Here is a 22,469-nt window from a genome sequence, read left to right as displayed (position 1 = left end):
GTTTAATCCGAATGTTCCAAAAGCAATTCTTTAGCGTGAGATCGCGTTTGTTCAGTAATCGTTAATCCGCCTAACATACGAGCAATTTCATCCACTTTTTCAGCCTGAGATAATTTCACAATTCGTGAAAAAGTTTGTTTATTATCCGAATGTTTTTCAACAATGAAATGATGATGAGCACAGGAAGCTACTTGCGGTTGGTGGGTGACACAAAAAACTTGCAATCGTTCACCTAATTTACGCAATAACTGCCCCACGAGTGCAGCAGTTGCACCGCCTATTCCGACATCAACTTCATCAAAAAGTAAGGTGGGTGTGGAACCCCGTTGTGCGGTAATCATTTGAATCGCAAGACTAATCCGCGAAAGCTCACCGCCGGAAGCAATTTTTGCTAAAGAATCGGGTATTGTTCCAGGATTAGTACAAACTTTATATTCGATTTTATCCAAACCTTGTGGCTGCATTTTTTCTAAAGTACTAATCTCAATTTGCACTTGGCCTTTCGGCATGCCTAATTGGCGTATACTGTTTGTAATTTCATCGCCCAGCTTTTTAGCATGAATTTGCCGAGATTTTCTCAATTTTAGCGCAACTTCTTCGAAACCTTGCGTTTGCTGACGGTAGAGCTGCTGCAATTTGTCGAGCTGTCTTTCTGAGTTTTTTAATTTTTCCAATTCCTGCTGGAGGCTTGCAGCATGAGCCGCTAACTGAGTTGCATCAACATGATATTTACGTGCCGCTTGATGTAAAACACTAATGCGTGACTCAACCTCATGTAAGCGCTCTGGATCCAATTGAACCTGCTCTGAAAATTGCTGCATTTCGTTAAGCGCTTCTTCGCATTGAATTAATGCTGAATTAATCAGTTCACAGGCATTTTTTATTTGTGGTTGTTCTTGCGGCAAGGCATGTAACGCTTGTAAAACTTGATTTAATCCCTGACAGATATTCGGTTCATCGTCTGCATTTAATAAATGATGAATATGCTGAGCATGTTGCAAATAATCCCGTGCATGATGTAGAAGTTGATGCTCCTCATGCAAGGCCTGCATTTCTCCATCTTTTAAATCAAGCGTGAGTAATTCCTCAATTTGAAAATGTAATAGATCCAGCTTGTCATTTTGATTGTCGAGATTTTGTAAAAGGTCTAATTGCTGCTTTGTTTTTTGACATTCTTTATAAAGCTGACCAACTTCATCGAGCAGTTCAACATGACCTGCATAGCTATCAAGTTGTTGTCTATGCGTTTGGTGCTGCATCAAGGTTTGATGTTGATGTTGGCCATGAATATGGACCAGTATTTCACTCAATTCTTTGACTTTTTGTAAGGGAAAAGGTTGGCCATTGATGTAGGATTTAGAGCGACCTTCCGCATAAAGCACACGACGTAGGAGAATTTCGCCTTCTTCGCATTGAATATCATGCTCGACTAACCATTGAGCAGGTTCGGATTGCGCATCAAAATAAAAACAGGCGCTAATATCACATTTTTCTTCACCCACGCGAATGACTGAGGCATCGGCTCTCCCACCTAGGGCTAGCATAAGCGCATCAATCATAATGGATTTACCTGCGCCTGTTTCACCAGTGAATGCAGTCATACCACTGTTAAAATCAATGTCTAATTGTTTTACAATCGCAAAATTTTCAATGCGTAAGGTGGTAAGCATCGTGTTATCCCTGGTGTTTGGATTCCCATCCTAATTTGATTCGTAATGTATCATAATAATGATAATCGCGTGGATGCAATAAGCGAAGCTTCTGTGCATTTTTTTCAATCGAAACTAATTGTCCGGGCTTGACCATGCGTGATTCGTGACCATCGCAACTTACACGTAAATCACTTTCATTGCGTGTACTGATTTTCAAATCAATTTTAACTTCCCCATCAACCACTAAAGGACGAGAACTTAAGCTATGTGAAAACATAGGTACTAAGACAATGGCATTCAATTGCGGATGCATAATGGGTCCTCCGGCAGATAAAGCATAGGCGGTAGAACCAGTCGGTGTGGACAGAATTAGGCCATCGGAACGATAGCGACAGACAAATTGTTGATTGATAATGATATCAAACTCAATTAAATGCGTTTCGTTACCACGCCCTAAAACCACATCATTCAGCGCATCGCCCTCAAAATAGATCGTTTCACCATCGTGAATGCGAGTGTAGAGTAAAAAACGTTCTTCTTCCTCATATTCTCCAGCGAGCACGGAGGCTAAGTGGCTTTCTATATTGTTGGGTGTAATATCGGTCAAAAAGCCCAGTCGACCGCGGTTAATTCCGATAACGGGGACCTTAACCTTAATTGCCATTCGCGCAGCAGAAAGTAGACTTCCGTCGCCTCCTACAACCACAATCAAATCGTGCTTTTGCCCCATCTGGCCTCTCTCCAGGATGGGTAATTTAATATCAAAACTGGCTGCGGTATCGATATCTAAAAATGTATCTATCTTATGAGCTTGTAAAAAATCAACTAAACGATGCAAGCTTTCAGTAACTCCTTCATTAGCGCGGTATTGGCGTGCATAGAGGATGACTCGTTTGAATTTTTGTTTCATGATTGCCGGTTTGAGTAACGTAGTTGGAAGTCAAATTAATCCTATTCTACATTAATATTTTTTTTGCTCAAAAAATCTTTGACAGTGTGACGATCGTCTAGCTAGACTGTCACTGAGATTCACCAGGGGTGCTTTGATTAGTCAAAGCTGAGAAAAACCCTTAGAACCTGCTCTGGGTAATGCCTGCGGAGGGAGAGTGAGATGACTAGCTGTCATTTGCTGCTTGCCTCCCTATTTCTTTAAGTTTTTAAGGAGTTAAGTAGTGAGAACTCGAGATGTTCGTTTTTTTTCAATATCCAATTTTTCCCTTAAGAGTCATCAATCGCCAGTCCATTTCACGATGGCTGACATCCTTAAGCCTAGTGCTCCGCTTATTTCTGAAATAGCTCGCCATCCCTTTAATCTCGGAGTTAAAAAGGGTAATTTGCCGACCTTGGTTTTCAAAAAATACCTTGAGCAAGACAAACGCTATTTACAAAAATGCGCCAAGTCGTTGCACATTTTATCCGAACGCTTGCATGAGCCAAATCATCGGCAAAGGTTTAGGAAATTTTCAGAAGAAATAATCGAAACGGAACAAGAATTACATGATAAATACTTAAAAAAGATACTGCCTTATTCTCTTTTTAATCAGTGTAAATCAAACGGGGTAGAAGAGCTTCCTGTAGTGGGTGAGTATACCAGTTACCTATTGAGGCAGGCTGAAAAGGAGCCTGTTGCAGAAGCGGTCGCGAGTCATCTCGCTTGTTTCTATGTCTATATGAAATTAGGGGAGAATATTAATGTAGTTCATGGCCTATCGGATAACCGTTATTTAGAATGGATTCGCTCTTATTCAAGTGTGAATTTTAGAATATCAACCCAACAAATGTTAAATATATTTAGCGAATTAATTGGACCAATTCAATGTTCTAAATCACAGGCAAGAATTTCATTAGCCTTTTTTAATGCGGTCAAATTTGAGCATGATTTTTTTGACTCGATTTATCCGAAAAACAACACAAGCTGCTCATTATTTGTCCTTTAAGTTTACGGCAAGATATAGATAATTAAGGTTAAAAAAGCAGTTAAAGCTAATAAAGGATGAAGAATCGCCAAGGCTTTGGGAATGGGTTTAGCACGCATATCAAAGATAAACAAAGTTAAACCTCCCAGTGCTGCGACAATGAATAATACAACACTAATGACGAGCAGCGGCTGGAAGTTCCCCTTGAGTATATAGGCAATGATTAGGAGTAAACCAAGTAGTGCAGCGCCTCCATGAATTAAAACCACAGGCCTAGAGGTGGGGCGATCGGATAAAACGGTCACCAATAGGCCTATGCCAAAACATAGAGCAATAATGAATAAAAAAATGGCTGTCATCAACATTTTGCATCCTTTCAAATAATGTTTTAAAGCTAACTCATTCTGCCACTAATAATTAGTCTAGCATGCATTAATCTTCGCTTGCCGCTCGGGATGCCCGCTTCCTCTCAGTTTCTTTCAACGATTTTTTGCGCAAACGAATTGATTGGGGAGTAACTTCCACCAATTCATCATCATCAATGAACTCGAGTGCTTGCTCCAAGGAAAGCTTAATTGCCGGGGTAAGAATGATGTTTTCATCGCTTCCTGAGGCACGGATATTAGTTAATTGCTTTTCTTTGGTGACATTAACCACTAAGTCATTATCACGAGCATGAATACCAACAATCATCCCTTCATAGCATGACACTTGAGGTTCGATAAATAGGCGGCCACGATCTTGTAAGTTGAACAAGGCAAATGCACGAGCAGTACCTTGGCAATTCGCGATGAGTACTCCATTGTTTCGCTTGCCAATGCGACCACGTACCGCAGGTCCGTAGTGATCATAAACGTGGTAATTTAATCCAGTACCGGAGGTACTTGATAAAAATTCAGTATGAAAGCCAATTAAACCGCGAGTTGGAATAATATAATCCAAGCGTACACGGCCTTTACCATCAGGTAACATATTTTGGAGTTCACCACGTCGCTCACCCAGTTTTTCCATAATGCTGCCTTGATGCGCTTCTTCGACATCAACCGTTAAACGTTCGTAAGGCTCCAAAATCTCTTCATTCTCTTCACGCATGATTACTTCGGGCTTGGAAATGGCTAATTCAAACCCTTCACGGCGCATGGTTTCAATGAGAATTGATAAATGTAACTCACCACGCCCCGATACTCTAAATTTATCGGGATCCTCAGTATCTTCTACGCGCAATGCAACGTTATGAAGTAATTCAGTTTGTAAGCGTTCACGAATTTTTCGGCTAGTAACAAATTTTCCTTCTTGTCCCGCAAAAGGTGAATCATTAACGAGAAAGGTCATGCTAATTGTCGGCTCATCCACGGTTAGGGCGGGTAAAGCTTCAACAACATTTGGATCACAGACGGTGTCAGAAATATTAAGTTGTTCTATGCCTGTAATCGCAATGATGTCGCCGGCATTAGCTTCTTCGATCTCGACTCGTTCAAGTCCTTTAAAACCAAGAAGTTGTAACAAACGGCCATTGCGTATGTTTCCTTCCTTATCAATAATTTTCACCGGGGCCTTGGCTTTAATGTGGCCTCGACGAACCCGGCCAATACCAATTGTGCCCACATAAGATGAATAATCCAAGGAACTGATTTGCATCTGGAATGGACCTTCTTCATCCACATCTGGAGGTGCAACGCGATCAATGATCGTTTGTAATAGGGGTGCCATATCGGTGGAATCATCTTCCAAGTCCAATTTGGCATAGCCATTTAAAGCAGAAGTATAAACGACAGGGAAATCTAATTGCTCATCGGTAGCGCCAAGGTTATCAAATAAATCAAATACCTGGTCCATAACCCAATGAGGTCTAGCGCCTGGGCGGTCGATTTTATTAATAACGACAATTGGTTTTAAGCCGCGCGCAAAAGCTTTTTGAGTAACAAAACGTGTTTGTGGCATAGGGCCATCGACTGCATCAACCAAGAGTAAAACACTATCAACCATCGATAAAATACGCTCGACCTCTCCACCGAAATCGGCATGTCCAGGAGTATCAACGATATTAATCTGGTGACCGTGCCAGTGTACGCAGGTGTTTTTAGCTAAGATGGTGATTCCACGTTCTTTTTCTAAAGCGTTAGAATCCATCAAACGTTCGACCTTGGGGGCGCGTTCGTTCAAGGTGCCGGTTTGTTGCAATAATTTGTCTACTAATGTAGTTTTACCATGATCGACGTGCGCGATAATGGCTATATTTCGAATTTGTTCAATCATAATTGACCTATTTTGAGCGATAAAGCGGGCTATCTATCTTTTGAGCAGTGAAGCAAAAGCAGAGTATTGTTCATGGATTTGACATTATACACGGATTGCTCTGTAAATCCTACGTAGGTTGGGCTTTGGCTCAACAAATTCATTGAGCTAAGAGGAAAATGGAGTTATTACAAGCGGATCCCTGTAGCTTTGACCACGGGGCCATCGATCTTGTTCACAAATGCTTTTCTAGCTCTATTCGAATCGCCCCCGTGGTCAAGCCACGGGATTCGCCAGCAAGGTCCAACTAACTATTTTAATCAGAATAAGACGTCGAGACAGACTACCGGCCTCCTCAGCCAGAACGGATTATACAAACCTTCAATGAATAGCCATCGGAACACACATAAAAAAGGTCATCATATAAAATACCGTTTTTTTCAAAAAATGCCTTTCTTTGAGCAAAATCGCCATGACAGTCAGCGCGATAACACCGGGATAAGTTAGCTCGAGAATGGGAGATAGGAAGGCTGCAATTCCTTTAAAATCGAGGAGAGAAATCACAAAAGAGACTCCCGTCGTTATAAGCAGAAGAATATAAAATTTATCCTCTTTTATTTTTAAAAGGGAGCAAAGATATCGAGCATATAAGTTGTTTAAAGCAACTGCTGTTGTCAGGCAAGAAAAAAACATAGCAATGCCGATGAATAGAGTGGCATAGGTACCCATTGCCTGAGAGGCAATACTGGGTAACATCAATTCAGGAGAGGTATTTTTTAGGAGCGAGGTGTAATGTGAGCCTAAAAAGACAAAACCAAAATAGATTAAAGCAAGCAGCGACGCGCCCAAAATACTCGGCTTAATCGCAAACAAAAGAATTTCTCGATTGGTTGCACTGGGTAGCTGTTGCTGGATTTGCGTAAAAATTAGTGCTGAAAAGAAAAAGGCGGCAAATAAATCCATTGTTTGATAACCAGTAGTAAAGCCATTCATAAATGCAGTCTTGGCTAAGACCGTGGTTTCGGGACTAGGCGCTTTAATTGCAGCAATAACAATCATGAGAATTAAGGTAATGAGTAAGATGGGACTCATCCATTTTCCCAAAATTTTGATCATCATTTTATCATTGAGACAAAAAACAAAGGTGATAAAACAGAACAAAAGGCTAAAAGGCATTAACTTTATTTGCGGCATAAGATAACTCAAACTGCCATAGGCCACAGTGATACAACGGGGTACGACTCCAAATGAGCCAAGAAGTGAAAGCATGATAAGAGGTAAAAGGATTCCTGCTAACTTTCCAGCACTGCCAAAGAAAGCATGGTAATTTCCTTGATATAGTTTGATAACAAAAAGTCCCATAAGGGGGAGTAAAATCCCTGTTAAAAGAAGACCAACAAAGCCCATAACCCAGCCATCGCCGGCTGCAAAGCCAATTTGCAGTGGAAAAACTAGATTGCCGGAGCCAAAAAACATCGCGAAGATTGCGAAGCCGTAGATTAAAATGGATTTGTATTGTTGTTGCATGTCCTGTTTCCCAATTTTGGTTTGGTTAGGTGTTAAAAGCGAATTGTGGGGGGGGTTAGTTAGATGGCCGCGGGGGCCACAACAACGACGACAGCGAGAGTACTTACCTCGATTGGAAGAACTGAAAAAGTAGACTGTATCACTAATAAATCGTTCATTCTTTTGTTGTCTTAATGTACAAATAAATTGCAGGCAATTTCCTTTATACACAATTTGCGTGCAATTTGCAAGTTTAATTAGGCTGTTGTGAGGGAATTGGGCGCCTTGTTGATTAAAAAACTCTACCATGAGTTGAATGTATGGATGTATACCCTGAGTTCGTCAGGGCTTCGGCTATTTATGGTGAGGAATGGGCATGGGACTGTTACACCGCCTGGTATTTGCTTGGTTTTATCATTGTGGTAGAACCCGTCATGGGGGCAGTTAATAGTAACTGCTGCCTACAAAAAATGGTTGTTATCTGCAAAAAATGAATTAAAATTGCCGTTTATGCAAGCATAAGCGTGCGATTGTGATAATTTTGAGCGAGTAATCATCATGCCTAAAGAGAGGAAACAAATCAGTTTTTTTGGCGAGAAAAATCCCCGATCTAAACAGAAAGACCAATTAACTTCTAAAATTTCTAAATCTAAACAATCCAGTAAACCAGAGATTATAGAAATAACGTTTAATGACTATTTTGCTGAAGCTATCAGAGACGCTTCACGCATTAGAAACATTTCTAGTCGCAGACAGCGTTATAGTGGAGCTCAATTTGAAGTAGCTCTCATCCAGTTTGCTGATATTAAAATGCTAAAAACCGTTATGGATAAAAATGTTTACGTTGATTTTGATAGCGTTGACATTCAAAGAGATTGGACAGTGGGATTTGATTGGCTTGATCTAGCAGTTAGTTATCGAGATACCCATGCTATCGAATATTTTCAAACCCGCTTGGAGGAAGATGCGTTCCGAAGTGCATATGAAGACTATAAAAAAGAGATTCGCCCAGATTGTACGCTGATAAACTATGAGCAAAACGTGGCGATGGGTTATTCTGTCTAAGTTGGATAATGAATAATGTTGTGGAAAACCGCGCTGACAGAGCCCTTATTGCGATAGCCGTGTGCTTGGTTGGCAGTAAAACGTAAGGCATCTCCTTGCTGTAAAGTTTGCCAAATATTATTCAGCAATACCTCCATCTCTCCACTCACTACAATAACATGTTCAATCACCCCTGGCTCGTGAGCCGTTGATAAGTGCTCACAGCCGGGTGGTAATTCAATCGAAAAAAGCTCGAAGCGCAATTGTTGATCAAAAGGGAAAAGCGTTGTAATGTGAATTTTTTCATTAACGTGACTGAGGCTTTGAGTTTGAACCGAACGATAAATCATGCCTGCGGATTCAATAGGGAATTCCTCGATAAAAGAAGAAAATGAGGTTTGAAAACCACTGGCGATCTTCCAGAGTGTGGCCACAGTGGGACTGGATTCCCCGCGTTCAATTTGACCTAGCATTGCTTTGCTAACCCCCGTTTCCTGCGCCGTTTTGTCCAAACTCCAGCCCTGTTGATGACGTAATTTTTTTAAGGTTTCAGCGATATGATGGGAAATATTTTTCAAAATAACTCCAAAAAAGTATGTGCGTTATAGCGCACAAGCTTGGGTTAAGATAGAATGTGCGTTATAGCGCACAATTTTTCCACTAGGAAGACCATTATGTTCAATAAGTTCATTTTTGCCAATCTTACTGCAGGATTTGTGACGGTCATGGTTGGTTTTACCAGCTCCGTAGTGATTATTTTTCAAGCGGCAGCGGCAGCGGGTGCTAATTCTGCTGAGGTGAGTTCGTGGTTGCTTGCGCTCGGACTCGGCATGGGTATAACAAGCATCGGACTCTCACTTTTATATCGCGTTCCAATATTAACTGCCTGGTCAACACCGGGCGCTGCGCTACTGGCTACAAGCTTAACAGGCGTATCGATGCCTGAAGCGATAGGAGCGTTTATTTTTTCAGCATTACTTATCATCCTATCAGGATTTACCGGATGGTTTGAAAAGCTTATGGCCCGGATTCCGCGTTCACTGACCTCGGCAATGCTTGCCGGCATTTTATTACAGTTTGGGATGAATTTATTTGTAGCAATGGAACATCAATTCGTCTTAGTGATTGCAATGTTCGTCAGTTATTTAGTGGGCAAGCACTTATTTCCTCGTTATGTCATTATTTTTTCTTTGTTATTAGGTATTTTCATTGCCAGTTACGCGGGTTTATTTAATTTAGCGAATTTTCATGTCGCTCTATCAACACCACAATTTGTTATGCCTGAATTTTCTTGGCCCGTGCTGATGAGTATTGGTATTCCGTTATTCATAGTGACCATGACGTCGCAAAATATTCCCGGTGTAGCGGCACTGCATGCCTCGGGTTATAATCCGCCGATCTCAGCTTTAATCAGCTGGACAGGGCTTACTACTTTAATCCTTGCCCCATTTGGAGGCTATGCGCTTAACTTAGCAGCCATTACCGCGGCAATTTGCATGGGTAAAGATGCTGACCCGGATCCCAAGCTACGTTATCGTGCTGCGGTCTGGGCTGGTGTATTTTATGTAATAACAGGTATCTTCGGTGCTACTGTTGTGGCTCTATTCGCTGCTTTTCCCAAAGAATTAGTGTTAGCGATAGCGGGCTTGGCTTTATTAAATGCAATAGGTGGAAGTTTAAAATTGGCAGTTGATGATGAAACTCACCGCGAGCCAGCGCTCATTACTTTTCTTATCTCTGCTTCGGGTATCTCTTTATTGGGTATTGGCGCTGCATTTTGGGGGCTAGTGGCAGGTAGTTTAGGCTATATTATCAATTCAACTATACTTTCTGCTAAGCGAGATTTAGCAAAGATCTGAGTTGTTATTCTGGCTAGTATGAGAGGAATTTTTGATGATGAATAGCGAACTTCTATTTTGCTTAGAACAAACACAGTCCCCTACGCATTATAATTTACATCGTTATTTGCAAGAGCGAGGTTGGCAGACCTGTTCTTCTCAAGAGCAAGCTAATTTTAGCGATGATAATCTGCAGTTTAATGCCCAAGCGGCAGAGTCGCTTGAATTTAAACACTTATTGGCGAAGCTCGTTACACAGTATTGCCCTGAAGTGATGCCAATAACCTATTGTATTAATGATGAAAATTGGCCGCTAGTTTTAAATAAAATTGCCAATAAATATTATTTATTCCACGATCAATTTGCTGATCTAATTGATGATTTGGCGTGGATTCTGAAACCGGCTCTTCTTAATAATGGAAAAGAGATTAAAATTTTTAAGAAATTAAGCGAGCTTGAGCTGCATTATTTGAGTTCTAAACGCTTAGGTGGCGAGCATGTTTTACAGCAGTATATTACCCATCCCCATTTATTAAGAGATGATCGCAAATACAGTATTCGCATGTTTGTTGTTATCACCAATTATGCCGGCACCTATTTGTATCCTCATGGCTATTTTAATGTGGCCATGCACCGCTTCGCGCCGGAGGATTTTTCTGATTTGCGACCCCATTTAACCAATGAGCACCTAGAGGAAGAGGAGTCCAATGTGATCCAAATCCCTTCGCAGCGTTTTGAGTTATTTGCAAGCTTGTATCCGCAAATTAAAACCCTTATCTCCTCTGTTATTAAGGGATTAAAGCAACTACATCCCCAAGCTTTTGTCTGCGATAAACGTCGTCATTTAGCAATTTATGGCTTTGATTTTATCGTCGATGATCAAGGACATTTATGGCTTTTAGAAGCAAACCATGGTCCCTGTTTTCCCATCTCTGATGATCATCCTTTGCAAAGCCATCTCTATTATGATTTTTGGCAGCATTTTATGGATAGCTTTGTAGAGCCGATTGCCTTAGAAAAATCTTCCAATCAAATTCACTATGGTCTATTTGAACTTATCGGAATTTAACCGCAAAAGTTTGGTTTTAGACTAGGCTATAAGTATATCCATTCGATTTAAATTATAAGGATATGAAATGAAAATAATAATCATGGGATTACTGAGTTCACTTGTGTGGGGATCAGCAGTGGCTCGAACTTTGGATACGGCTCATTTTAGAATATTAATTAACTGCCTGGATTCTAAGTCTGAAGCGGGTTGTGAACGGGCAAGTTATGATGGAACCAATAAAGAAAAAAAGGCGACCATTCATTTAGTCGGCAGGCAACTTATGCAAATGTGTGCCGATAAAGTAACTCCCTGTCATTCTCTTGGCTATGAATTCACCAATGGCAATACCATTTATTTTATCTCTGAAGATGGCCATCTTAAAGTGACGGATGGCTCTAAGGTCTTAGTGGATGAGGTCGGGGAATGGACTTATGATTGAGATTAGTTTTGGAGGTATCTCTATCTACAAAGCGAAAACAAGGCCCTCCATTTAGTAAAAAAGAAACTAAACTTAAAGTAGGGAAACAAGTTTTGCAGGAAGGTTGGTATGAACAGGTTATTTAATGGTGCATTAGTTGCACTAATAACAGTGGTTATCGTTTTCTTTGCACCGGCTGCCAATGCGGATCCAACCCAAGTGTCGTTACCGGGTAGCGCTGCTCCTAGTGGTGTACCTCAACAGAAAAATGCAGTTCACTTTAATGTGAATGATAGCGGGGTACGTTACTATAATCCCGGTTCAGTTGGACCTAATACTGTACCGAACAATGTGAATAGTAATGGAACCGTGTATACGACGCCTGGGATCTTAAATGGAACTGATAATAGTAGGTGATGGAACATGCAAAGTTTTCTCTTGCTGAGATCTGCGGCGCTATGGTGTGAAGGCTTAAAAAAGGATTAACTATTTCTGGTATACAGTTTGCTACACTAAAGTTAGGAAGTATAGGCAGGGGGATATAATGGGAAAGTTAATTTTGCATCCCACCGAGATGAGTCAATGGCATGCATTGGTGAATGAAGCGCAGGCCACAACTGATTTAGTGCTTAACGAAAACACGGAAAGTTATTTGGTTTTTCTGCTTATGCGTTTTTCTCAAGGTAGTCAATTAATTGAATCCGTTATGGCGCTCGATTTTCTTGAATCACTACGAACCACAAGACGTCGGCAGGCTGAATTGTTACGCGAGGTGGGTGATAAAAGCTTACTTTTTTGCGGTCTTTTTCCAGGTATGGCCAAGAAGCGCAATGTCAGCTTGAATTATTTCGCTGATATGGGCCAAGCAGCTTATTTAACCGTTGGGGAATTGTACGAAAGCCAAGCAGGATTATATTTTCAATTAAGCGAACAATTTTTGACGATGCAACAAATATTACGAGCGATGCGTAATGAGTTCTTTCAATTTTCTGCTGTGGACAGCGTCATTATTTCTCCACCAGATCTTCCAGTACAATAGACTTTCTACCATTCCAAACCGAGATGCTCCTCGCCAATCACTGATTTTAACCCTCCACAAGCGGGGTGCTTCTGGTTTGATATTTACGACCCCCCATGCAGTGACAATGACTTTAAGTAAGGAAAATAGTTTATAACAGCGTAAACCTGCGGCGTCGAGCGCGGGGAACCAGATTCCTAGACTAATCCTCTCAAGGCTTACGAAATAACATCGTAATATCAATAGGATCATAGCTATACTGTTTATTACAAAAATCGCAGCTTATCTCTACTTTCCCTTTTTCCTGTAATAATTTTTGCGCCTCTTCTTCACCAAGAATTTTCAATACATCTTTCATTTTCTCTTCACTACAGCGACATTTGAAACTGACTTTGCGGCTATCGAAAATGCGTAATTCTGTTTCATGGTACAAGCGATGTAAAAGCGTTTCGTTATTTAAATTCAATAATTCATCTTCACTGACCGTTTGACCGAGCTGGACTGCATACTCCCAAAATTGTTCACGTTGAACTGTATCTTGATCGGGCATTAATTGCAGCAACATACCTGCCGCCATATCGTCGTTGACTGCTAACCACAAACGAGTAGCGACCTGTTCTGATTGCGCAAAATAATACATTAAATTCTCACTCATCGAGGTCGATTGGAGCGGAACCATGCTCTGATAGGCTTTAGTGCTGTTATGTTGGTTAATGGTTAAAACCATTTTGCCTTTTAAAAAGGCTTCTGCGTAATCAGCGATTTCAAGATTTTCTTGATAAAGTGCAAAGGCTCTTAAATGTAATTGATGATTACACTGAACAAGCAGTAAAGGTAGCCGCTTATCTCCTTGAAACTGCAGACTTATATCCCCTTCAAATTTAATACTTCCTGTTAAAAGAAGACAGGAAATCATGGCTTCTCCTAATAAATTCTTCACCATCGGTGGATAGGGTCGTTGATTTAAAATCGTTTGATAAGTTTCTTTCAGATGAGCAATTTCACCGCGAATACTGGCATGCTCAAACATAAAACGTTGCAGAGAATCTGTGTCTTTCATAGTAGCCTTCTAAATTCAAGATACTTTAAAATCAATTAATCTACTATTCTAGCATAAAGAAGATTGCCTGCCTGCGCTGGGCGCGCGATAATGCTCCCTTTTTGTTCGGGCGAAGACATGCTTAATTCACAACAAATGGCGGCGGTTAAATACATCGATGGTCCATTGTTGGTATTGGCCGGAGCAGGCAGTGGCAAAACACGGGTGATTACTCAAAAAATTGCCTATCTCATTGAGCAATGCGGTTACGCTGCACACACCATTTGCGCAGTGACTTTTACCAATAAAGCAGCCAATGAAATGCGTGCGCGTGTGGCTTCAATACTACCAGCATCTAGTCGACGCGGCTTGAAAGTGGCCACCTTTCATACTCTAGGTTTAAGTATTCTAAAACGAAATGTAGCTTTGTGCGCTTTAAAAAAGGGTTTTTCTATTTTTGATAGCGAAGATTGTCAGCAGCTTTTGCGAAGTTTTTTGCCAGTGGGTAAAGCAAGTGATCGTGACTACCTGATGCAGGTTCAGCATCAAATTTCTCAATGGAAAAATGATTTGTTAGACCCTGAAGAGGTCGCTCATTATCCAGCAACTACCCCAATTTGGGATGAGGTTTTACTCATTTATCCACGTTATCAGCAAGCTTTAAAAGCGTATAATGCAGTCGATTTTGATGATCTTATTCGTTTACCAGTTAAGCTTTTAGCCGATCATCCAGAAGCCCTCGAATATTGGCAAAATAAAATTCGTCATTTATTGATTGATGAGTATCAAGATTCGAACACCAGCCAATATCGACTAGTGAAATTACTGGTCGGCGCGCGAGCACAATTTACGGTTGTGGGTGATGATGACCAATCCATCTATGCTTGGCGCGGGGCAAAGCCCGAGAATCTAGCTCAGCTAAAGCAAGACTATCCCCGTTTAAAGTTGATTAAATTGGAACAAAACTACCGTTCCACCAGTAGAATCTTGCATGTAGCGAATCATTTAATCGCTAACAACCCCCATCTGTTCGAAAAAAAGTTATGGTCTGAATTAGGTCATGGGGAATTATTACGCGTTCTCTGTTGTAAAGATGAAAATGATGAAGCAGAGCAAGTGGTCGCCGATTTGATTAGTCATAAATTACGTCAGCGTACTCAATATGGAGATTACTCCATTTTATATCGCGGTAATCACCAATCACGCGTGTTCGAAAAAGTGCTGCGCCATCATGGTATTTCTTATCGCATTAGTGGCGGACAATCCTGGTTTGCTCGTGCTGAAGTAAAAGATGTGTTTGCTTATCTTAAGTTACTTTGTAATGAAGCAGACGATGCTGCTTTTTTAAGAGTTATCAATACGCCAAAACGGGGCATTGGTGATACGAGTTTGGATGCTTTGGGGCATTATGCGCAATCAAGAGGGCAAAGCTTATATAGCTGTGCCGAACATCTGGCCCTAGGCGAGCATCTCGCCGATAAGCCGCGAGCGGCTTTACAAGGATTTAAAAGGTGGTTCGAGCATATTAAGACACGCACTCAGACTGAATCGGTTGTCGAGGTTTTACGCCAAATGGTTGAGGACAGTGGCTATGAAGCCTATATTTATGAGCAATGTGACACGCCTGCAAAGGCCCAAAAGCGCATGGATAATGTTTGGGAATTAGTGGAATGGGTAGGGCGATTGCTCGCTAAGGATCCTAGCAATAATTTGGCCGATGTAGTCAACAAACTTATATTGATTGATATTTTAGAACAATCTGATGAACAGGATGCCGAAAGCCTACAATTGATGACTTTGCATGCGTCAAAAGGCTTGGAATTTCCCTTTGTTTATCTGGTTGGCATGGAAGAGGAACTATTACCCCATCGTGTGAGCATCGATGCTGAACAAATTGAAGAAGAGCGCCGCCTTGCCTATGTAGGTATTACCCGCGCGCAAAAAGGTTTATGTTTTACTTTGGCAAAACAACGTCGGCGTTTAGGCGAGTTACAAGATTGCCTGCCAAGCCGTTTTTTAGAGGAATTACCCCAGGATCAGTTGGAATGGTTCGGAAAAGGCGAGCGTAATGAAGCCAAATCAAAAGCACTGGCCCAATCGCATTTGGCGGGATTAAAGAATTTATTAGAGCAGTCGTAGGTTGGACCTTGGCCAACCTACTTTTTTTAGACACTCGCTTTCGCGGAGTTAGAGGATCTCCCTCAAGATTAAGCTGCAGGTGCGCCAATTCGTTGAGGTAAGTCTTTTTCAAGGAAGGTTTGTGTACGTGTATTGCCCTCGGCTCGGAAGAAAGAGTAATCGTGTCGCTGCTTGTTATAGAATTCATCTTTATTCGTTTCGGCGTCGGCAGATATACAGTCTTTAATGCTTTCTTCAGATGGGTTATCCAGATGAAGAAGGTTACTACGAAGCTGTTTCAATTTTTCAATTTTCCCTGACGCAAGCCCCTGAGGATCTAAACTCACCGCGCTTAAATGCTTGTCGATATATTTGGAAATTTGCTGAGCAGAATGCTCCACTTTCCATTCAGCAGAGGATTGTTTAGCCTCCTTTTTGAAAGTGATTGATTCTTCTTTGGCTTTCCCTGTTTGCCTTCGCAAAGCTTCATCCCATGAAAGGGTTGTGTCACTATTGTGGATGCCTGTTAGAGAAAAGATAAGATCAAGCTGTTGAGCATTTGCTGATTCATGGGGTTCAGTTATTGCTGATTTGAGCTCGGCAATTGCATCTTGATTAGTTTCATTTGACTTAATCTTGGTGACTTTTTCCTTGTTTACGTCGGCATAATAGAGTTGATCATTATGTAAAATCACTGCGCTTTTGCCTTGTAGTGCTAACTCCTTAAATTTGTGCGGTTTGGTATCCATTTGCAAAAGATCACATTCTTGCTGAGGTTTTGTCATTAAGCGTGTCGCCGCCCAATCCCAACCTGCTGCAGCGTAAAAAAGTGGAAAAAAGAGCAGTTTAAGCAACTGAGTTGGGATATCTGTACTGTGATCATGCCCATGGCCTTCTTTAAGTCGCTCTTTAATAAGACTTTTAGTGTCATGGCCATGTTTATGACTATGGAAAAGATCGCCGAGGAAAAAATGCAAATCTTCAAAAAATTCGCTAGTAAATCCAAGCCCTGTCGAAACAGTTTCAGGGATACCAGGAACTCTGTCTGAAGAGACTGCAATGCTGATTAAATGACCTAAAAATAAAATTAGACGCAATGGGACAAACGTCAGGAGTAAAATTAAACGCGGTAAATTGAGTAATTGCAGCAGATTTTCATTGTTGCGCAAAGCCTTAAATTCTTTAGAAAAGATATGCCCCATCCTTTTCCAAAAACCGTCTTCTGCTTTAAAAGCATCACGGATAAGTTTCAATGAGGTAATGACATTTTCCAGGTTAAAGAAAAGCTGGGCAATTCCAGTAATAAGAGCAATACCACTGGCAATAATATTGGGAATTTTACCCATCCAAGCATAGAGTGGGCGAGTATGTTTAGCGACGGTCCACCAAGTACCTGCCGTACAGACAGTAAGAGCAACGGTTAAAGAAAGTAAAACCACAGCAGAAACTGCTATGGTGACGCTACGGACTGTTATTCCTTTATCGAGATCCTTACGTACTTTGCTATACCCTTTACGCAGTGAATCGTTATTAATCATATCGGTTACTGCATTATAAATGAGGAAGGTATAAGCCGCGCCAGCTAAAATAGCCAGAGGGATAATTATTGCAGGCAAAGTTGTAATTGATATTGCTGCAAGGATAGGAAGAACAGCAAAGGCATCGACTAAAAGATAGGTCGTGCCCAAGCTCATGAAGATCCCGGCTAGCACACTGAATATTTTGACACCATTAAATATTTTTTGTCGAGATTGTAGTAGTGCTTGAACCTCTGCCTGCCCGTTCTCTCTGAGACAAGCACGCAGCTCAGATGCATACCGGGTTAATTCGGTATCTTCATCCAATGAAAACAATTGAACAGCAAACCATTTTTCCATGTCACGCAATGTTTTTTCAATTTGCTTTTTGCGCAGTTTTGAAGCTTCATCTAAGTGTTTATGATCGAACTTATGCAATAAGCGCACTAGGGTTTCATAATCTTTAAAATATTGCGGACAATTCTCTGCTGACGTATCAATAAGCCCTTTAGCAAATAACTTCAGGAGATATTCGTTAGCAAGATAATACATTAGATAATTTGGCTTAAAATATAACTTATTAAGAGCGCCTTTAATGCCTTGTAGATAAATTTCTCCCTCATAGGCACCGGATAAAAAGAAACAGCTAATCGCTAAAGGAAGAGCAGACACGATCGCCAATAGACCCGTGAAGCTTAAAAAAGCGATAATTAAGCTGGCGCCGGCGGTAAAAAGTAAAATAAGGGTATAGTAAAGTAGTTTTCTTAGGTTTATATAGTAGAGTAGTTTTCTTAGAGTCATTATTCACCCCGCAAAGCAGTTTTAAGAGGAAGTGAAACTTTATAACAAATGAAAATGATTATCAATAAGAATGAGATTAAAAAAAAAGCATTGTGGCCTAAGGTGGATTTTAATGGGACCATCCCGTTCGATTTATTTAAACAAACAATAGGTTTCTTAGAATTTATAGCTTGTATAAATTGACAATAAATTTTAAGAAAGAAATAATGGCCTTTAAAGCTAAGGATCACGTTTGAGTATCCTCCAAATGAACAAAGAAAAAGCTGTAATTATAATTCCTACCTACAATGAAGCCGCTATTATTGAGGAAACTATAGAAAAAGTGTTTCTCGAAGTAGCTCATGTTTCTAATTTAGAGGTCCAAGTATTAGTTTTTGATAGCAATTCTAATGATGGAACGCAGGATATTTTATACAAACTGCAAAAAACCTTTTCTCAATTACATGTCAAAACAGAAGAATCAAAATCAGGTCTAGGTTCTGCTTATTTTCAGGCGATGACTTATGCTTTAAATGAGTTACAGGCGGATGTTATTGTTGAATTCGACGCCGATTTATCACATCAACCCATCTATCTTCCGCCAATGTTTGCAGCGCTACAACACTATGATGTGGTCATTGGTAGTCGTTATATCATGGGCGGGAGCATTGCAAAAAACTGGGCTTGGAGCCGAAAACTATTATCCATTTTAGGCAACCAGGTTGCTCGTTTAATGTTGACGAGAGAGTATAAAGACTTTACTAGTGGCTTTAGAGTAACGCGCAAAAATGCGCTCATCCAAGCATTGCCTTCAGCGTTTATATCGCAAAATTATGCCTATAAAATAGAACTTTTATGGTTATTGCATAAAAATAAACTCTCTATTTTAGAATATCCAATTCATTTTATCGACAGACAAAAAGGCAAAAGTAAGTTACCTGCTTACAGCATATTTGATTCAATTCGGGTATTATGCAATCTACGATTCAACGAATTAAAACGCTATATTAGCTTGTCCTAAGTATTGAAGTTATGAAAAGCAATTTTAAAGTTCCAATTCTCTTAATAACTATCTCTGTTTTGTTGAGACTATTTTTTATTTTAAAGGCCGATTTATTGGTCCAAGAAGCGTATTATTGGAACTATTCTAACCATTTGGATTTTAGCTATCTCGATCATCCTCCAATGGTTGCTTTACTCATAAAATTGGGCACTTTAATTTGCGGAACCAATGAATTAGGTGTTCGAGTCGCGACGATTCCTTGTTGGCTATTAACAGTTTTTTTTAGTTATCGATTAACGGAATTAATTCAAAAAGGCACAGGAAAGTATTCAATACTTTTGTTATCAATTCTCCCATTTTTCTTCATTCACTCTTTAATTATTACACCAGATGTACCCCTCATTTTATGCTGGTCTGCAACCTTATATTTTCTTTATCAAGCACTTGTTTTAGAGAAGCCGAATAGTTGGTATTGGGCTGGATTATGGATTGGTCTGGGGCTTTTATCGAAATATACAATTGCTCTGCTAGGGTTTTCAACCCTTATTTATATGATACTTTTTTCACGGAAATGGTTTAGCCGTAAAGAACCTTATTTGTGCGCGTTGTTCGCTATTATATTATTTATGCCCGTTATTTATTGGAATTGGACTCATGAATGGGCTTCATTCTTATTTCAAAGTAAACGAAGATTAGAAAATCACTATGTTTTTTCTTTCCATGCACTAGTCGGATTAGTAATTGTTTTTCTAGCCCCAATCGGTGTCTGGGAAGGGTGGCAATTAGTTAGTAACAAATTTTCACCCGCGATAAAAATAAGTGATAATAATAAACGGTTTTTAAAACTATTTAGTCTGATTCCTCTTCTCGTTTTTTCCGTATTTAGTTTGTTCCACGAGCTTAAACTCAATTGGATAGGACCTAGTCTTTTGGCAATTATTCCCTGGTTGCAAATATTAATGAATGAAGACTATAAAAATCGCTTTTCAATGAGTAAAAATTGGGTCTTTACACTAAGTGGATTGCTGTTTTTTTATGCCAGCATTATTTATTGTGTTTATTTCGGCAAACCGCAAGCAATTCATCAATACACTTTTGCTAAACAATTACCCTGGGAGAATTTAACTTCTCAAATACAAAATCTGGCTAAAGATATAGAATTTAATACTAAGAGTTCTCCTATTATAGTGCCTTTGGATACCTACAATATTGGTAGTGAATTTGCTTTTTATCAGGAAAAATTTTTTCAACATGGACAATCCGATTCGATTTACCCCATTATAGGTGCGCATATTTTTGGTACTAATAGTTTGATGTATAAATATTGGGGAAATGTTAAAGAAACCGAAGGAAGAATTTTAATTTTAGTATCCAAAGAACGATACCGATTTAATAATCTGCAAATCTGGCAAAAAACCATTTTCCTCACTTCTGTTTTAGAAATGAATCCCCATGATGAATTAAATAAGACGAGTCCGGATAAACTCTATTATCAAATAGTGAAAAAGATTTAGTAATCCTGAAATAACACTATTAGCCCCCGGTCAAAAAATAGAGTTGGGCCTAGGCTCCCCCCAATCTTTTTTTTACCCGACCGCCATGTAATGCTGAGCGAGGGTGCAACCAAGCATTTAATATTGCATCCTTTTCATTCTCGTGTACTATCAGTGCAAATTTTTATCCCTTTTCTGGAGAAAAGATGTTTTGTTTTCTTAGGCTAAGATACCTTGCTAGTGGTTTGCTCATGGCATTAAGCCCTCTAGTCTCTGCCCAAACACCACCTATAGAGCAGATACAATTACCTCAATGTTTAGCAGCAAAATTATCTCAAACTTATCCCGTACTTGCGGAGAACGGTGAGTTTAAAATCATCGAACTACCCTCAAGCGAGATCAATCCATTAGCCTTATTAGCGGACCAGGCTGGCTGTGGGCGATTCGTGAATCTCAGCCATCATTTTGCAAGGCTTGAGCTAACCAAAAAGCAGCAGCTGGCAACTAAACTGCTATTAAAGCCTGATGTTAAAACACTGGTTAAATCAGAGCAAGGCTATAAAATCCAGCATAAAGCTACTGTTAATAAAGCCTTATCCAAAATTGACGCTGCTATTATCTGGCAAACGCTGACTCATTTAACGAGCTATTACAATCGATCTGCGTCACAACCGACTGGCGTAGAAGCAGCAGAATGGTTGAAATCGCAGTTTGAGCATTTGGCTATGGAATATGGTCGTCAAGATACTGAAACTTATTTTGTGGCTACAGGTACTAGATATAGTCAACCTTCATTAGTCACCGTGATTGGCAAAGACAACAAGGAACCGGCTATTGTTATCGGTGCTCATATGGATACTTTGGACGGTCGCATGCCAGGCGCGGGTGATGATGCCAGTGGTTCAGCAACTATTCTGGAAATGACCCGTATTTTATTAGCATCGCAAACGAAGTTTAAACACCCTATCTATATCGTTTGGTATGCTGCTGAGGAGCGCGGTTTAGTTGGTTCCCAGTTTGTTGTTCAAGATTTCATGGATAAAAAAATTCCTGTGAAAGCAGCTATCCAATTTGATATGACAGGCTATCGCAGTGATGATACAGACCCTACAATGTGGATTTTCCGTGATTATACTGACCCGCAGTTGAGTGGTTTTTTGGCAGAGTTAATCCAAACCTACATCAAGGTCCCCGTCGCCTATTCAAAATGCGGTTATGGCTGCAGTGATCACGCTTCATGGATGGCTGCAGGTATTCCGGCTGCTTTCCCTTGTGAAACCAGTTTTGCCGATCATAATCCCTACATCCATACTGGCGCAGATACGATGAGCTTATTGAATACCGAACACTTGGTCAATTTCACTAAATTAGCTTTAGCATTCACCATTGAGTTAGCTAAGTAAATAGCACTGCGCTTCAGGCCTCATTTTTTTGAGGCCGTGCGGATATAGGTGAAAATGAGGATACAACAAGGGAAGGTTATGTTCGCAGTCATTTATCGTTTCAAATTGAAACCGCAACAAGAGAAAAGTTATGAGCAGTATTGGCGTACGATTGTTAATTATTTTGTAAAACATCGCGGTGCAATTGGTTGCTGTTTACATAAAGGTGAGGATGGGCTTTGGGTAGCTTATTCACGCTGGCCTGATAAAGCAACTCGTGACGCAGCATGGCCGGGCGAGCACGAACCTGATGAAAACTTGCCTATCGAAATCAAAGAAACCATTTACCAAATGCAAGCTATTCGTCAAGAAAACCAGGATTTGGAGCAGTACGACGAGCTTTGTTTAGAAGTTGTGGATGATCTACTGCTTAATTAATGTAAGTTGGTCCAAGGCCCT

General features: G+C 40.3%; 21 protein-coding genes and 1 riboswitch. Of the genes, 13 read left to right on the top strand and 8 right to left on the bottom strand.

Annotation, left to right across the window (positions count from 1 at the left end):
• Window positions 1-2: 2 nt before the first annotated feature.
• Together recN and Ldro_RS08230 are read right to left on the bottom strand one after the other, a co-directional pair.
• Window positions 3-1,670 carry a DNA repair protein RecN gene (recN, locus tag Ldro_RS08235; protein ID WP_058495912.1) on the bottom strand — a complete coding sequence of 556 codons (1,668 nt, stop codon included), beginning with the start codon at window positions 1,668-1,670 and terminating at the stop codon, window positions 3-5.
• Window positions 1,671-1,674: 4 nt separating this feature from the next.
• On the bottom strand, window positions 1,675-2,562 hold the full coding sequence (locus tag Ldro_RS08230) for an NAD(+) kinase (RefSeq protein WP_058495911.1): 888 nt from the start codon (window positions 2,560-2,562) through the stop codon (window positions 1,675-1,677).
• Between the two features lie 114 nt (window positions 2,563-2,676).
• Window positions 2,677-2,774: riboswitch (TPP riboswitch) on the top strand.
• A 50-nt stretch (window positions 2,775-2,824) separates the two neighbouring features.
• Between Ldro_RS08230 and Ldro_RS08225 the strand changes: the two genes are divergently transcribed.
• Window positions 2,825-3,589 (top strand): TenA family protein, encoded by a 765-nt coding sequence (locus tag Ldro_RS08225; protein WP_058495910.1) that lies wholly within the window; start codon window positions 2,825-2,827, stop codon window positions 3,587-3,589.
• A 2-nt stretch (window positions 3,590-3,591) separates the two neighbouring features.
• Here the strand turns inward: Ldro_RS08225 and Ldro_RS08220 are convergent, their stop codons facing one another.
• From Ldro_RS08220 to Ldro_RS08210, 3 genes are all read right to left on the bottom strand, one after another.
• Window positions 3,592-3,933 (bottom strand): hypothetical protein, encoded by a 342-nt coding sequence (locus tag Ldro_RS08220; RefSeq protein ID WP_058495909.1) that lies wholly within the window; start codon window positions 3,931-3,933, stop codon window positions 3,592-3,594.
• Between the two features lie 67 nt (window positions 3,934-4,000).
• On the bottom strand, window positions 4,001-5,824 hold the full coding sequence (typA, locus tag Ldro_RS08215; protein ID WP_058495908.1) for a translational GTPase TypA: 1,824 nt from the start codon (window positions 5,822-5,824) through the stop codon (window positions 4,001-4,003).
• A gap of 360 nt (window positions 5,825-6,184) precedes the next feature.
• Window positions 6,185-7,330, bottom strand: a complete 1,146-nt coding sequence (locus Ldro_RS08210; protein WP_131764244.1) for a branched-chain amino acid transport system II carrier protein — start codon at window positions 7,328-7,330, stop codon at window positions 6,185-6,187.
• Window positions 7,331-7,629: 299 nt separating this feature from the next.
• On the opposite strand from Ldro_RS08210, the gene Ldro_RS16320 reads away from it, so the two are divergent.
• Entirely contained in the window at window positions 7,630-7,803 is a 174-nt protein-coding gene (locus Ldro_RS16320; RefSeq protein WP_157066475.1) for a hypothetical protein, read from the top strand.
• A 64-nt stretch (window positions 7,804-7,867) separates the two neighbouring features.
• Window positions 7,868-8,374, top strand: coding sequence for a hypothetical protein (locus tag Ldro_RS08205; RefSeq protein ID WP_058495906.1), 507 nt, complete (start codon window positions 7,868-7,870; stop codon window positions 8,372-8,374).
• Here the strand turns inward: Ldro_RS08205 and Ldro_RS08200 are convergent.
• Complete coding sequence (locus tag Ldro_RS08200) at window positions 8,371-8,931, bottom strand: helix-turn-helix domain-containing protein (protein WP_058495905.1); 561 nt, start codon at window positions 8,929-8,931, stop codon at window positions 8,371-8,373. The genes Ldro_RS08205 and Ldro_RS08200 overlap by 4 nt on opposite strands.
• Window positions 8,932-9,027: 96 nt before the next feature.
• Between Ldro_RS08200 and Ldro_RS08195 the strand changes: the two genes are divergently transcribed.
• From Ldro_RS08195 to Ldro_RS08175, 5 genes are all read left to right on the top strand, one after another.
• Entirely contained in the window at window positions 9,028-10,212 is a 1,185-nt protein-coding gene (locus Ldro_RS08195) for a benzoate/H(+) symporter BenE family transporter (RefSeq protein ID WP_058495904.1), read from the top strand.
• A gap of 34 nt (window positions 10,213-10,246) precedes the next feature.
• Window positions 10,247-11,260 carry an ATP-grasp domain-containing protein gene (locus Ldro_RS08190; RefSeq protein WP_058495903.1) on the top strand — a complete coding sequence of 338 codons (1,014 nt, stop codon included), beginning with the start codon at window positions 10,247-10,249 and terminating at the stop codon, window positions 11,258-11,260.
• A 67-nt stretch (window positions 11,261-11,327) separates the two neighbouring features.
• A complete protein-coding gene (locus Ldro_RS08185) occupies window positions 11,328-11,681 on the top strand; it encodes a hypothetical protein (RefSeq protein ID WP_058495902.1) in 354 nt (117 codons plus the stop codon).
• Window positions 11,682-11,789: 108 nt separating this feature from the next.
• Window positions 11,790-12,077 (top strand): hypothetical protein, encoded by a 288-nt coding sequence (locus Ldro_RS08180; RefSeq protein ID WP_058495901.1) that lies wholly within the window; start codon window positions 11,790-11,792, stop codon window positions 12,075-12,077.
• A 127-nt stretch (window positions 12,078-12,204) separates the two neighbouring features.
• On the top strand, window positions 12,205-12,699 hold the full coding sequence (locus Ldro_RS08175) for a hypothetical protein (protein ID WP_058495900.1): 495 nt from the start codon (window positions 12,205-12,207) through the stop codon (window positions 12,697-12,699).
• A gap of 190 nt (window positions 12,700-12,889) precedes the next feature.
• On the opposite strand, the gene hslO is transcribed toward Ldro_RS08175, so the two are convergent.
• Entirely contained in the window at window positions 12,890-13,738 is an 849-nt protein-coding gene (hslO, locus tag Ldro_RS08170) for an Hsp33 family molecular chaperone HslO (RefSeq protein ID WP_058495899.1), read from the bottom strand.
• A gap of 117 nt (window positions 13,739-13,855) precedes the next feature.
• Between hslO and Ldro_RS08165 the strand changes: the two genes are divergently transcribed.
• Window positions 13,856-15,856, top strand: a complete 2,001-nt coding sequence (locus tag Ldro_RS08165; protein WP_058496095.1) for a UvrD-helicase domain-containing protein — start codon at window positions 13,856-13,858, stop codon at window positions 15,854-15,856.
• 68 nt (window positions 15,857-15,924) lie between these two features.
• Here the strand turns inward: Ldro_RS08165 and Ldro_RS08160 are convergent, their stop codons facing one another.
• On the bottom strand, window positions 15,925-18,153 hold the full coding sequence (locus Ldro_RS08160; RefSeq protein ID WP_058495898.1) for a hypothetical protein: 2,229 nt from the start codon (window positions 18,151-18,153) through the stop codon (window positions 15,925-15,927).
• 247 nt (window positions 18,154-18,400) lie between these two features.
• Between Ldro_RS08160 and Ldro_RS08155 the strand changes: the two genes are divergently transcribed.
• From Ldro_RS08155 to Ldro_RS08140, 4 genes are all read left to right on the top strand, one after another.
• The gene (locus Ldro_RS08155) at window positions 18,401-19,153 is read left to right on the top strand and encodes a polyprenol monophosphomannose synthase (protein ID WP_058495897.1); all 753 of its coding nucleotides are present in this window, start codon (window positions 18,401-18,403) and stop codon (window positions 19,151-19,153) included.
• Window positions 19,154-19,164: 11 nt separating this feature from the next.
• Entirely contained in the window at window positions 19,165-20,649 is a 1,485-nt protein-coding gene (locus Ldro_RS08150) for a glycosyltransferase family 39 protein (protein WP_058495896.1), read from the top strand.
• A gap of 185 nt (window positions 20,650-20,834) precedes the next feature.
• Window positions 20,835-22,031 (top strand): aminopeptidase LapA, encoded by a 1,197-nt coding sequence (gene lapA, locus Ldro_RS08145; RefSeq protein WP_058495895.1) that lies wholly within the window; start codon window positions 20,835-20,837, stop codon window positions 22,029-22,031.
• A 78-nt stretch (window positions 22,032-22,109) separates the two neighbouring features.
• A complete protein-coding gene (locus Ldro_RS08140) occupies window positions 22,110-22,448 on the top strand; it encodes an antibiotic biosynthesis monooxygenase family protein (protein ID WP_058495894.1) in 339 nt (112 codons plus the stop codon).
• The last annotated feature ends 21 nt before the right edge of the window (window positions 22,449-22,469 follow it).

The sequence above is a fragment of the Legionella drozanskii LLAP-1 genome, from assembly GCF_001467585.1.
Classification (GTDB): Bacteria; Pseudomonadota; Gammaproteobacteria; order Legionellales; family Legionellaceae; genus Tatlockia; species Tatlockia drozanskii.
This window is presented reverse-complemented; position numbering and strand designations above follow the sequence as displayed.

Excerpts from the sequence above, each read along its gene's own strand:
- recN (WP_058495912.1), bottom strand. The coding sequence starts at position 1,670 with ATGCTTACCACCTTACGCATTGAAAATTTTGCGATTGTAAAACAATTA.
- typA (WP_058495908.1), bottom strand. The coding sequence starts at position 5,824 with ATGATTGAACAAATTCGAAATATAGCCATTATCGCGCACGTCGATCAT.
- lapA (WP_058495895.1), top strand. The coding sequence starts at position 20,835 with ATGTTTTGTTTTCTTAGGCTAAGATACCTTGCTAGTGGTTTGCTCATG.
- Ldro_RS08220 (WP_058495909.1), bottom strand. The coding sequence starts at position 3,933 with ATGTTGATGACAGCCATTTTTTTATTCATTATTGCTCTATGTTTTGGC.
- Ldro_RS08185 (WP_058495902.1), top strand. The coding sequence starts at position 11,328 with ATGAAAATAATAATCATGGGATTACTGAGTTCACTTGTGTGGGGATCA.
- Ldro_RS08205 (WP_058495906.1), top strand. The coding sequence starts at position 7,868 with ATGCCTAAAGAGAGGAAACAAATCAGTTTTTTTGGCGAGAAAAATCCC.
- Ldro_RS08150 (WP_058495896.1), top strand. The coding sequence starts at position 19,165 with ATGAAAAGCAATTTTAAAGTTCCAATTCTCTTAATAACTATCTCTGTT.
- hslO (WP_058495899.1), bottom strand. The coding sequence starts at position 13,738 with ATGAAAGACACAGATTCTCTGCAACGTTTTATGTTTGAGCATGCCAGT.
- Ldro_RS08160 (WP_058495898.1), bottom strand. The coding sequence starts at position 18,153 with ATGACTCTAAGAAAACTACTCTACTATATAAACCTAAGAAAACTACTT.
- Ldro_RS08165 (WP_058496095.1), top strand. The coding sequence starts at position 13,856 with ATGCTTAATTCACAACAAATGGCGGCGGTTAAATACATCGATGGTCCA.
- Ldro_RS08180 (WP_058495901.1), top strand. The coding sequence starts at position 11,790 with ATGAACAGGTTATTTAATGGTGCATTAGTTGCACTAATAACAGTGGTT.
- Ldro_RS08195 (WP_058495904.1), top strand. The coding sequence starts at position 9,028 with ATGTTCAATAAGTTCATTTTTGCCAATCTTACTGCAGGATTTGTGACG.
- Ldro_RS08155 (WP_058495897.1), top strand. The coding sequence starts at position 18,401 with ATGAACAAAGAAAAAGCTGTAATTATAATTCCTACCTACAATGAAGCC.
- Ldro_RS16320 (WP_157066475.1), top strand. The coding sequence starts at position 7,630 with ATGGATGTATACCCTGAGTTCGTCAGGGCTTCGGCTATTTATGGTGAG.
- Ldro_RS08175 (WP_058495900.1), top strand. The coding sequence starts at position 12,205 with ATGGGAAAGTTAATTTTGCATCCCACCGAGATGAGTCAATGGCATGCA.
- Ldro_RS08140 (WP_058495894.1), top strand. The coding sequence starts at position 22,110 with ATGTTCGCAGTCATTTATCGTTTCAAATTGAAACCGCAACAAGAGAAA.
- Ldro_RS08190 (WP_058495903.1), top strand. The coding sequence starts at position 10,247 with ATGATGAATAGCGAACTTCTATTTTGCTTAGAACAAACACAGTCCCCT.
- Ldro_RS08230 (WP_058495911.1), bottom strand. The coding sequence starts at position 2,562 with ATGAAACAAAAATTCAAACGAGTCATCCTCTATGCACGCCAATACCGC.
- Ldro_RS08210 (WP_131764244.1), bottom strand. The coding sequence starts at position 7,330 with ATGCAACAACAATACAAATCCATTTTAATCTACGGCTTCGCAATCTTC.